At 72.1% G+C, this 10637-nt stretch carries 9 protein-coding genes; 1 reads left to right on the forward strand and 8 read right to left on the reverse strand.

Annotated features, from left to right (window positions below):
- The 3 genes from CWIS_RS14775 to CWIS_RS14785 form a co-directional block, all read right to left on the reverse strand.
- A partial coding sequence (locus CWIS_RS14775) for an MDR family MFS transporter (RefSeq protein WP_156186681.1) occupies positions 1 to 1658 on the reverse strand: 1658 nt, incomplete at its 3' end.
- Between the two features lie 195 nt (positions 1659 to 1853).
- Entirely contained in the window at positions 1854 to 2333 is a 480-nt protein-coding gene (locus tag CWIS_RS14780; protein ID WP_048344070.1) for a MarR family winged helix-turn-helix transcriptional regulator, read from the reverse strand.
- A gap of 152 nt (positions 2334 to 2485) precedes the next feature.
- A complete protein-coding gene (locus CWIS_RS14785; protein WP_082156506.1) occupies positions 2486 to 4033 on the reverse strand; it encodes a sugar porter family MFS transporter in 1548 nt (515 codons plus the stop codon).
- Between the two features lie 217 nt (positions 4034 to 4250).
- On the opposite strand from CWIS_RS14785, the gene CWIS_RS14790 reads away from it, so the two are divergent.
- Positions 4251 to 4850 (forward strand): hypothetical protein, encoded by a 600-nt coding sequence (locus tag CWIS_RS14790; RefSeq protein ID WP_048344071.1) that lies wholly within the window; start codon positions 4251 to 4253, stop codon positions 4848 to 4850.
- Between the two features lie 48 nt (positions 4851 to 4898).
- Here the strand turns inward: CWIS_RS14790 and CWIS_RS14795 are convergent, their stop codons facing one another.
- From CWIS_RS14795 to mshD, 5 genes are all read right to left on the reverse strand, one after another.
- On the reverse strand, positions 4899 to 5903 hold the full coding sequence (locus tag CWIS_RS14795) for an inorganic phosphate transporter (RefSeq protein WP_048344072.1): 1005 nt from the start codon (positions 5901 to 5903) through the stop codon (positions 4899 to 4901).
- Between the two features lie 5 nt (positions 5904 to 5908).
- A complete protein-coding gene (locus CWIS_RS14800; RefSeq protein WP_048344073.1) occupies positions 5909 to 6529 on the reverse strand; it encodes a DUF47 domain-containing protein in 621 nt (206 codons plus the stop codon).
- 322 nt (positions 6530 to 6851) lie between these two features.
- Positions 6852 to 7826 (reverse strand): NUDIX hydrolase, encoded by a 975-nt coding sequence (locus CWIS_RS14805; protein ID WP_048344074.1) that lies wholly within the window; start codon positions 7824 to 7826, stop codon positions 6852 to 6854.
- Entirely contained in the window at positions 7823 to 10063 is a 2241-nt protein-coding gene (locus CWIS_RS14810; protein WP_048344075.1) for an RNA degradosome polyphosphate kinase, read from the reverse strand. The genes CWIS_RS14805 and CWIS_RS14810 overlap by 4 nt, the downstream gene beginning before the upstream one ends.
- On the reverse strand, positions 10060 to 10637 hold a 578-nt coding region (mshD, locus tag CWIS_RS14815), incomplete at its 5' end, for a mycothiol synthase (protein ID WP_048344097.1). The genes mshD and CWIS_RS14810, both read right to left, overlap by 4 nt.

Raw genomic sequence — 10637 nt, forward strand, 5'->3', positions numbered from 1 at the left:
CGGTGCGAGCGCTGCGTCTCGACCGGGCGCCTGGCCGCACTGCCGGTGACCCCGTCCGGGCGCGCGCTCTCGTCGTGCGTGCCGAGAGCCACCGGGACGAGCTCGTCGGTCACGGGGACGATCGCCGCCGCGGACTCCGCGAGCTCCTCCTCGAGCCGCTGCTCGACGCCCGAGCGACGGCCGAGCGGGACCTCCTTGAGGAACAGCACCGCGACGAGCGCGATGAGCGCGATCGGCGTCGCGACCAGGAACAGGTCCGCGATCGCGTCACCGAACGACTGCTCGACGACCGTGCGCACCGGCGCGGGCAGCGTCGCGACGTCGGGCAGCGCACCGTCGCCGCCGACACCCGCCGGGTCGATGCCGAGCGTGGCCAGGCCGCGCACGATGTACTCGGTCGACTTGTTCGACAGGACCGCACCCAGGGCCGACACGCCGATCGCGCCACCGAGCGTGCGGAAGAACGCGACGGTCGCCGTGCCCGAGCCGATCTCCGAGACGTGCAGGGTGTTCTGCACCGCGAGGACCAGGTTCTGCATGAGCATCCCGACGCCCGCGCCCAGGATCACCATGTAGGCGCTCACGAGCACGAAGCTCGTGTCGTAGTGGATCGTCGCCATGAGGCCGATCCCGCCGGTCAGGAGCACGGCGCCCCAGATCATGAACGCCTTGTACTTGCCGGTGCGCGAGATGATCGCGCCCGAGATCGTGGACGACAGCAGCACGCCGGCGATCATCGGGATCGTCATGAGACCCGACTCGGTGGGCGTCTTGCCGCGCGCGAGCTGCATGTACTGGCTGAGGAACACCGACGTGCCGAACATCGCGATGCCGACGGCGACGCTGGCCACGACGGACAGCACGAGCGTGCGGTTGCGGAACAGCCCCAGCGGGATGATCGGCTCGTCGACGCGCGACTCGACCCACAGCGCCGCGGCGAGCGTGACGACCGAGGCGCCGAGCATCGCGAAGGTCTGCCACGACGCCCAGGCGAACTTGTCGCCCGCGAACGTGACCCACAGCAGGAGCAGCGCGATGCCGACGGACAGGAGCGCGGCGCCCCAGTAGTCGATCTTGACCACGCGGCGCGGCAGCGGGGGCAGGTGCAGCGTGCGCTGCAGGACGACGATCGCGAACACCGCGAACGGCAGGCCGACGAAGAAGTTCGCGCGCCACGTCAGCGAGGAGTCGGTGATCACGCCGCCGAGCAGCGGGCCGCCGACCATGCTGATGCCCATCACGGCGCCCATGAGACCCATGTAGCGACCTCGCTCGCGCGGGCTGATGATGTCCGCGATCAGCACGGTGCCCAGCGCCGTCAGGCCGCCGGCGCCGATGCCCTGCAGCGCGCGCATCCCGATGAGCATCTCGGTGTTGTGCGCGAGGCCCGCGAGCGCCGACGAGACGACGGTGATGCCCAGCGCGAGCTGGATGAGGAGCTTGCGGTTCACGAGGTCGGCGAGCTTGCCCCAGATCGGGGTGGAGATCGTCGTGGTGAGCAGCGTGGCGGTCACGACCCACGTGAACGCGGACTGCTTGCCGCCGAGGTCGGTGATGATCCGCGGCAGCGAGGAGGAGACGACGCTCGTCGCGAGCATCGAGACGAACATCCCCAGGAGGATGCCGGAGAGCGCCTCGAGCACCTGGCGGTGCGTCATCCGGGGCGGGTGCGACTCGGTCGCCTCGGGGGCGGCGGCTCCGGGCGCGATGGTCGGCGCGGTGGTGGGTTCGGTGGGCACGGTGTTTCCTTGCTTCTTCTTGTCGGGTGCCCGGCGGCGTCGGCGGGTGCTGGTCTCTCAGGTGCTGGTCTGTCAGGTGCTGGTCGGTGGTGGGTCGTGCGGGTCGGTCGAGGGTCAGGCGGGGGCGCGCTCGTGCGCGGCGGGGGTGGCGCGGTCGAAGGTCGTCGTGAGCCGTCTGATCGTGTCGACGGCCGCCGTGACGTCCTGCGGGGACCAGTCGGCGAACAGGCCGACCGTGCTGCGCAGCAGCGCCGCCTCGATCACGTCGGCACGCTCCAGCCCTGCGGGGGTCAGGCGCAGGGACCGGGCCCGCCGGTCGTCGGAGTCGACCGTGCGCTCGACCAGGCCCTCGTCCACGAGCTGGCTGACCTGCCTGCTCGCGACCGAGATGTCGACGCGCAGCGCGTGCGCCACGTCGCCGACCTGGGTGGCGCTGCCCGCGCGCGTGCGCGTGGCCAGCAGCCGGATGAGCGTCGCGGTGGACCTGCTGCACTCCACGTCGCGCCAGAGGTGCGAGCCGGCCTCCCGCAGGGTGCGCCAGAGCTCCTCGACCGCACGGAGCATGTGGAGCTCGGGGATCGGTGCTGCGGGCATGTGGCGGGCGTCCTCACGTGTGGTTGCTGCAAGCAAACGTACGTCCGATGCGTGCAGCATGCAAGTGATTCGCCTGTCTGCCCGGTCACACCTCGCCGCGACCCTCGGTGGGCATGGCGAAGGGGTCGCGCCGAAGGGGGTCGCCGGCGAGGTCAGGCGGCTGCGCCGCGCGTGCGCCGCTCGACCTTGAGCCCTTCCATGTCCTCGAGCTCGACGCCCTTGGTCTCCGGGACCTTCCACAGCGTGAAGAAGAACGACAGCGCCGCGAAGATCGCGTACATCAGGTAGGGCACCGACGCGCCGAACGCCCCCAGGAGCGGCGGGAACGAGATCGTGATGAGGAAGTTCGCGATCCACTGCGCGGCGGCCGCCAGCCCCAGCGCCGCGGCGCGGATGCGGTTCGGGAACATCTCGCCGAGCAGCACCCACACGAGCGGGCCCCACGTCGCCCCGAAGAACACGACGAACGCGTTCGCCGCGATCAGCGCGACCGTGCCCCAGCTCCCGGGCAGCTGCGTGAGGACCTCACCCGCGTTCTCGGGGTCGGGGATCTCGTAGGACTGCGTGAACGCGAGCGCCATGAGCCCCAGGCACAGCGCCATCCCGGCCGAGCCGATCAGCAGCAGCGGACGGCGGCCGACCTTGTCGACGAGCGCGATCGCGATGAACGTGACGACGACGTTGGTGATCGACGTGATCGTCGAGATCGTGAACGAGTCGCTCTCGTCGAACCCGACCGCCTGCCACAGCGTGTTCGAGTAGTAGAAGATCACGTTGATCCCGACGAACTGCTGGAACACCGACAGCAGGATCCCGACCCAGACCAGCGGCAGCAGGCCGAACCGCGGCCCTCGCAGGCTCGCCTTGGGCGCCGACTCGTCCGCCTTGATCGTCTGCTGGATCTCGCCCAGGCGGTTCTCGGCCTCCTCGCGCGTGCCGAGCACGTCGGTCAGCACGGACAGCGCCTCGTCCTGCTTGCCCTGGGCCACCAGGTAGCGCGGTGACTCGGGGATCATCAGCGCGAGCACGCCGTACACGGTCGCGGGGACCACCGCGACGATGAACATCCAGCGCCAAGCCTCGAGGCCGAGCCACAGCTCACCCGAGGCGTCGGCGCCCTCGCCGGGCGTCGCCAGCGCCAGCATCTGGTCCGAGAGCAGAGCGGCGAAGATGCCGATGACGATCGCCAGCTGCTGCAGCGAGCCCAGCCGCCCGCGGATCGTGGCGGGTGCGATCTCGGCGATGTAGGCCGGCGCGATGACCGACGCGATGCCGATGCCGATGCCGGCCATCGCACGCCACAGGATCAGGTCCCACACGCCGAACGCGATGCCGGACAGGATCGACGACACGAAGAACAGCACCGCGCCCAGGAACATGACGCGCGTGCGGCCCCACCGGTCCGCGAGCCGTCCGCCGAGCCACGCGCCCAGAGCGCAGCCGAGCAGCGCCACGGCGACGGCGAACCCCGAGAGGGCGTCGCCCAGGGCGAACTCGTCGGTGAACGCCTTGACCGCGCCGTTGATGACGGAGGAGTCGAAGCCGAACAGGAAGCCGCCGACCGCCGCCGCGATCGCCAGGCCCACCGCCTTGCCGTGGTGCGGGCTGCGCAGGCCCCCGGCGCCCGACGCGCCGCCTGCGCGTGCGGGGCTCGCGCCGACCGGCTCGTCCGACCCCGTGGACCCCGTTCCTGTGGACATGATGCGTGCCCCTCTCCCCTGACGGCCCTCGTCGAATCAGCCCTGCCGACCCGCCCCGTCGGCGCGGGGGCGATGCCCTGACTCACACACTGGACCGCGACGTGCGACGCTGCACCTCGAGAGATGGCCGGGGCACCCGATCCGGACGTGCCGCCGACGCCCGACGAGGAGGAGGTGAGGCGTGGCTGACGAACCGCGCCGCCCGCGCCGACCCGCGATGATGGACCCGCAGGAGGCCGACGAGCTCCCGGGCGCGATCGACCCCGCGCTGCGCTCCGAGATCGCCCACACCACCGCCGCGGCGCTCGTGCACCAGGGGCGCGCCACGGCCGACCCGGACGTCGTCGCGAGGCTCGTCGCGCTCGTCGAGACCGAGGGCCTCGACGTCGTGGCCGCCCTGTGGTCCGACAGCGCGCCCACGACGCTGCCGGGCGCGCTGTGGCGCCTGTACGTGCTGCGCGAGTGGGTGCGCCGCGACCCCGCGACCGTCGCGGACCGGTACCGCCAGGGCACCGCCGCGGTGCCCGTGCACGACGTCGTCGCGGGCGTCGCCGACGCCCCCGGACCCGCCGACGTGCGCGCCGTCGCCGATGCGGTGCTCTCGGGCGTCTACACGGGCGACCTCGACGTCGCGCTCGAGCGTGCGGGCGCGTTCTGCCGCGTGCTCGCCGCGGGTGCGGCGTTCGACGCCGACCGGCTCGACGACGTCGACCCGACCGGCGCGACGCGCATGACGCTCGGCGCCTCCGCGTTGCTGCGCACGGCCGAGGAGCTCGAGGACGCCGCGCGCCTGTGGCGCGCCGGCCGACTCGACTGACGGGGCCGAGGCCCGGGCGTCAGGCGTCGGGCGCGAGGCCCCCGGGTGTCAGGCGCCGAGGATCGGGCGCAGCACCAGGGTGAAGAGCGCCGCGACGAGCGCCGCCGCCGGGATCGTCAGGACCCACGCGATGGCGATGTTCTTGGCGACGCCCCAGCGCACGGCCGACAGCCGCTTGGTCGCGCCGACGCCCATGATCGCCGACGTGATGGTGTGCGTGGTCGAGACCGGCGCGTGCAGCGCGAAGGCGTTGACGTAGAGCACCACGGCCGAGACGGACTCGGCGACGAGGCCGCGCGCCGGGTCGAGCTCGATGATCTTGCGGCCGAGCGTGCGCATGATCCGCCAGCCACCCGCGTACGTGCCCGCGGAGATCGCACCGGCCGCGGCGAGCTTGACCCACAGGGGGATCTCACCGGGCGTGGCCCAGCCGACGGCCGCGAGCGCCATGACGATGACACCCATCGTCTTCTGCGCGTCCTGCAGACCGTGGCCGAGCGCCATCGCGGCCGCGGAGACCGTCTGCGAGAGGCGGAAGCGGCGCATGGCCCGCGTGGGGTTCGCGTTCCGCACGGCCCACAGCAGCAGCACCATGATGACGAACGCGAGACCGAAGCCGACGAGCGGCGAGAAGATCATCGGCAGGACGACCTTGTCGACGATCGCGGAGCCGTAGACCCCCAGACCGCCCGCGAGGCCCGCGCCGACGAGACCGCCGATGAGCGCGTGCGTCGACGACGACGGCAGGCCGAACCACCAGGTGATGAGGTTCCAGGTGATCGCGCCGATGAGCGCGCACAGGACGACGACGAGCTGGGAGTGCGGTGCGGCGTCCTGGAAGTCGACGATCGACTTCGCGATCGTCTCGGCGACCTCGGTGCCCAGCAGCGCACCCGCGAAGTTCATGACCGCGGCCATGATCAGCGCGATCCGGGGCGTCAGCGCACGGGTCGAGACGGACGTCGCGATGGCGTTCGCGGCGTCGTGGAACCCGTTGGTGTAGTCGAAGCCGAGCGCGAGCGCGACGACGAGGATGACGAGCGCGACCTCCACGGAGCTCAGGACTCCTTGACGGCGATCGTCTCGACCGCGTTGGCGACCTTCTCGAACGCGTCAGCCGCGTCCTCGAGCGCCTCGACGATCTCCTTGAACTTCATGAGCAGGATCGGGTCGGCGATCTCGTCGAACATCTGCGCGAGGAGCTTGCGGAACGTCTTGTCCGCCTGGTTCTCGAGGCGGTTGACCTCGACCCAGTACTCCGAGAGCGAGTCCATCGAGCGCAGCCGCGGCATGGCCTCGGCGGTCAGCTCGGCGCACCGCTGCAGGACCTGGACCTGGTCGGCGACGCGCGCCGGCAGCTCGCCGACCTTGTACAGGACCATGAGGTCGGCGGCCTCGTCCATGTAGTCCATGCAGTCGTCGAGCGCCGAGGCGAGCATGTAGATGTCGTCGCGGTCGAACGGCGTCACGAACGTCTGGTTGAGCCGACGCATGATCTGGTGCGTCGCCTCGTCCGCGAGGTGCTCGGCCTCGGAGATCCGCTTGTTGATCTCCTTACGGGCCGCAGGCGTGGCGCCGAGCATCTCGCTCAGCAGGTTCGCTCCCGTGACCAGGTGCTGCGCGGACGCAGCGAACAGGTCGAAGAACGTGGTGTCGCGCGGTGTCAGGCGCAGGCGCACTTCAGGCTCCGGAGGAGGGGAGGTAGGTCGGGCTCAGGCTAGTTCCCGGACGACGATTCCTGAAACGGGGTGCGTCGACCGCATGGACACATGGTGACAGGCTCACCGGATGTCCGTGGGCACTCTCCTGACTGACCGGGGGGACTGACGGGAGCGCGACGCCGGACCGGGAGCGCCTCTCGGCGCACGGCCGCTCGAAGCGGCTGAAGATGGAGCCCGGGGCTACCGCGGCCCGACGTCGCTCGATCATCGTAAGGCCCGCCGCGGCCCACCAGGGCGGGGTGGACGTCCCGGGGTGCGGCACGTCACAGCCGGTCGTCGGTCACATCCAGGAGCGGTGCGTCTCGACCGCGACCACGCGCGGCCCCGACGCGCGCTGCGCGACGTGCGCGACGAGCACCTGCCCGGGGTGCAGGTAGGGCTCGTCGGCCGGCAGCGCCTCGCGCACCGAGCGCCGGGCGTGGGCGGCCAGCGCCTGCATGACGGTCGGCAGGACGGGGCGGTGCGTGCACAGCAGCGAGTCGCCCGGCCACTGGAGCAGCTCGCCGACGAGGGCGGCGACGTCCTGCGGCGCGTGCGCGTGCCCGTGCTCGGACAGGGCCGCGACGTTCTCGATGGGCACCTGCGCGCCCGACGCGTAAGGCTGCGCGGTCTCGACGCAGCGCCGCCACGGGCTGGTCACCACCCGCACCGCGCCGAACGCGGAGACCACCGGCACGAGCTGCGCCGCCTGCCGACGGCCGACCGGCGTGAGCGGACGTGACTCCTCGCCGTCGGGCCACGTGCTGCGGCGCTTGGCCGTGCCGTGGCGCGCGACGATCACGGCGCGCGTGTCGAGGCGGCCCTTGGCGTGCGCGGCGACCAGCGCGACGAGCGGCGCGCGGTCGCCGGGTCGCGTCAGGCGCGCCGCGGCGGCCTCGACGTCGTACCAGCGCACCTGGTCGATCTCGTCGCGCGACGCCCGCGGCACGGGCGGCCGTGCGCGCAGGGCCGCCGCGTCGTCGCGCCCCGCGACCTGCGCGGCCCAGTAGTGCACGCGCTTGAGGCGACCGTCGGACAGCGTGTACTCGAGCGGGGGCAGCGGGACGCCGAGCACGACGTCGTGCCCGGTCTCCTCGGCGACCTCGCGCCACGCGGCGGCCACGACGGTCTCGTCGGGGTCGAGCTTGCCCTTGGGCCACGACCAGTCGCGGTAGCGCGGCCGGTGCACCAGGGCCACCTGCAGGCGCCCGGTGCGCACGCGCCAGACCAGCGCACCGGCCGCCTCGACGACGGTCGTGCTGGGCGTCGAGCTCACAGGCCCGAGCCCGGCCGCCGCCGCTGGCGCGTGATGAGAGCGGACTGCTGGTCGAGCAGCGGCGTGCCGTCCTGCGCGCGCGAGTGCCGCTGCCACGAGCCGTCGGGCTCCAGGTGCCACGACGACGTGGTGGGCGCGACGGACTCGTCGATCAGGTCGACGATCTCCGCGACCTGGTCCGGGTCGGCCACCCGCACGAGCGCCTCGACGCGCCGGTCGAGGTTGCGGTGCATGAGGTCAGCCGAGCCGATGAACACCTCGGGCCCCTCGAAGCCGTCCTCGGGAGCCGGCTGGGCGTGCGCGAACGCGAACACGCGCGAGTGCTCGAGGAAGCGGCCCAGGATCGAGCGCACGCGGATGGTCTCGCTCAGGCCGGGGACGCCGGGACGCAGCGCGCAGATCCCGCGCACGACGAGGTCGACGGGCACGCCCGCCTGGCTCGCGCGGTACAGCGCGTCGATCGTCGCCTCGTCGACCATCGAGTTGACCTTGATCTTGATCCACGCGGGCTGCCCGGCCAGCGCGGCCTCCGCCTCGCGGTCGATCCGCTCCACGAGCCCGGTGCGCACCGAGCGGGGCGCGACGAGCAGCCGGTGGAAGCGGCTCTTGGGGGCGTAGCCCGAGAGCTGGTTGAACAGCCGCGTGAGGTCCTGCCCGACGTCCGGGTCGCTCGTGAGCAGCCCCAGGTCGGTGTAGAGCCGCGCGGTCTTCGGGTGGTAGTTGCCGGTGCCGACGTGGCTGTAGCGCCGCAACCCGTCGGCCTCCTGACGCACCACCAGGCTGAGCTTGCAGTGCGTCTTGAGCCCGACGATCCCGTACACGACGTGCACGCCCGCCTGCTCGAGCTTGCGCGCCCACGAGATGTTGTTCTGCTCGTCGAACCGGGCCTTGATCTCCACGAGGGCCAGGACCTGCTTGCCGGCCTCGGCCGCGTCGATCAGGGCGTCGACGATCGGTGAGTCGCCCGACGTGCGGTACAGCGTCTGCTTGATCGCCAGCACGTTCGGGTCCGCCGCGGCCTGCTCGAGGAACGTCTGCACGCTCGTCGAGAACGAGTCGTACGGGTGGTGCAGCAGGATGTCGCGCTCGCGGATCTTGGCGAACATCTCCGTGGGCGTGGCCGACTCGACCTCGGCGAGCTGGCGGTGCGTCGTCGGCACGAACCGCGGGAACTGCAGCGAGCTGCGGTCCAGGTCGGCGATGACGTTGAGCCCCGTGTGGTCGAGCGGCGCGGGCAGCTCGTAGACCTCGTCCTCCGCCATGCCGAGCTCGCGCACGAGCAGCGTGCGGATGCGGGGGCTGATGCCCTCGGCGATCTCGAGGCGGACCGGCGGGCCGAACCGCCGGCGCAGCAGCTCCTTCTCCATCGCCTTGAGGAGGTTCTCGGCGTCGTCCTCCTCGACCTCGACGTCCTCGTTGCGCGTCACCCGGAACGTGTGGTGCTCGCGCACCTCCATGCCGGGGAAGAGGTGGTCGAGGTGCTCGGAGATCACGTCCTCGACGGGCACGAAGCTCGTCGGGCCCTTCTCGACCGACGCCGTCTGCTCGTCGGGCGCGCTGGGCCGGCCCGAGGCGTCGACCGCGATGAACCGCGGCAGGAGCGGCGGGACCTTCACGCGCGCGAAGTGCTCCTTGCCGGTCACCGGGTTCACGACGACGACCGCGAGGTTGAGCGAGAGCCCCGAGATGTACGGGAACGGGTGCGCCGGGTCCACCGCGAGCGGCGTGAGCACCGGGAAGATCTGCCGCTTGAAGAACTTGCGCAGGCGGTCCTGCTCCGACTCGCCCAGGTCCTGCCAGCGCACGAGCGTGATGCCCTCGCTCGCGAGCGCGGGCTGCACGTGGTCGACGAACACGCGCGCGTGCCGGTCCATGAGCTCGTGCGCCTTCTCGCTGATCGCCTCGAGCACCTGTCGCGGGCTCAGCCCGGACGCCGCGGTCACCGCGATGCCCGTGGCGATCCGCCGCTTGAGGCCCGCGACGCGCACCATGAAGAACTCGTCCAGGTTCGAGGCGAAGATCGCGAGGTACCGCACGCGTTCGAGCAGCGGCAGGTCGACGTCCTCCGCGAGCTCCAGGACCCGCTGGTTGAACGCGAGCCACGACAGCTCGCGGTCGAGGAAGCGGTCGTGCGGCAGGGGCTCGAGCTCCACGCTCGGCACGGCGGCGTCGGCGCGCGCGAGGTGCTCGGCGATGCGGTCCTCGAGCTCGGAGTCGAGGGCGGTCGCGTCCGTCATGGGGCCATGGTGGCACCACTGGGTGAACGAGGCGTGTCGTCCCCGAACATCACGTCCACCCCGCTGCGCACGAACCCCGCACGGCGGTACGTCCTGATGGCGACCTCGTTCGCCGCCTCGGTGTAGAGGATCGCCGAGCGCAGCCCGGTGACCGTCAGGTGCGTCAGCCCGAGGTCGGTCAGCGCGCCGCCCAGCCCGAGCCCCTGGGCGTCCGGGTCGACGCCGACGACGTAGATCTCCCCGACCGGCTCGTCGCCGTGCTCACCCGCCGGGTGGACCTTGGTCCACACCGAGCCGAGCAGGACGCCGTCGCGCTCGGCGAGCAGGAAGCCGGCCGGGTCGAACCACGGCTCGGCCTCGCGCGCCCGCAGGTCCGCGCTCGTCATGCGGCCTTGCTCGGGGTGGTGGGCGAACGCGCGCGAGTTGACCCGGCGCCACGCCTCCTCGTCCTGTCCCGGCACGAACGCGCGCACCGTGACCCCGGGCGGCAGCGGCCGGTCCGGCGCCGTGGGCCGCCGCGCGAGGTCGAGGCGCATCTGCCACAGCTCGCGCACGACCGCCATGCCCGCCGAGC

Source organism: Cellulomonas sp. A375-1 (genome assembly GCF_001040865.1).
Classification (GTDB): Bacteria; Actinomycetota; Actinomycetes; order Actinomycetales; family Cellulomonadaceae; genus Cellulomonas; species Cellulomonas gelida.

Bases quoted from the DNA above. Each gene is read 5' to 3' on its own strand.
- CWIS_RS14780 (WP_048344070.1), bottom strand. From the start codon at position 2,333: ATGCCCGCAGCACCGATCCCCGAGCTCCACATGCTCCGTGCGGTCGAG.
- CWIS_RS14785 (WP_082156506.1), bottom strand. From the start codon at position 4,033: ATGTCCACAGGAACGGGGTCCACGGGGTCGGACGAGCCGGTCGGCGCG.
- CWIS_RS14790 (WP_048344071.1), top strand. From the start codon at position 4,251: ATGATGGACCCGCAGGAGGCCGACGAGCTCCCGGGCGCGATCGACCCC.
- CWIS_RS14810 (WP_048344075.1), bottom strand. From the start codon at position 10,063: ATGACGGACGCGACCGCCCTCGACTCCGAGCTCGAGGACCGCATCGCC.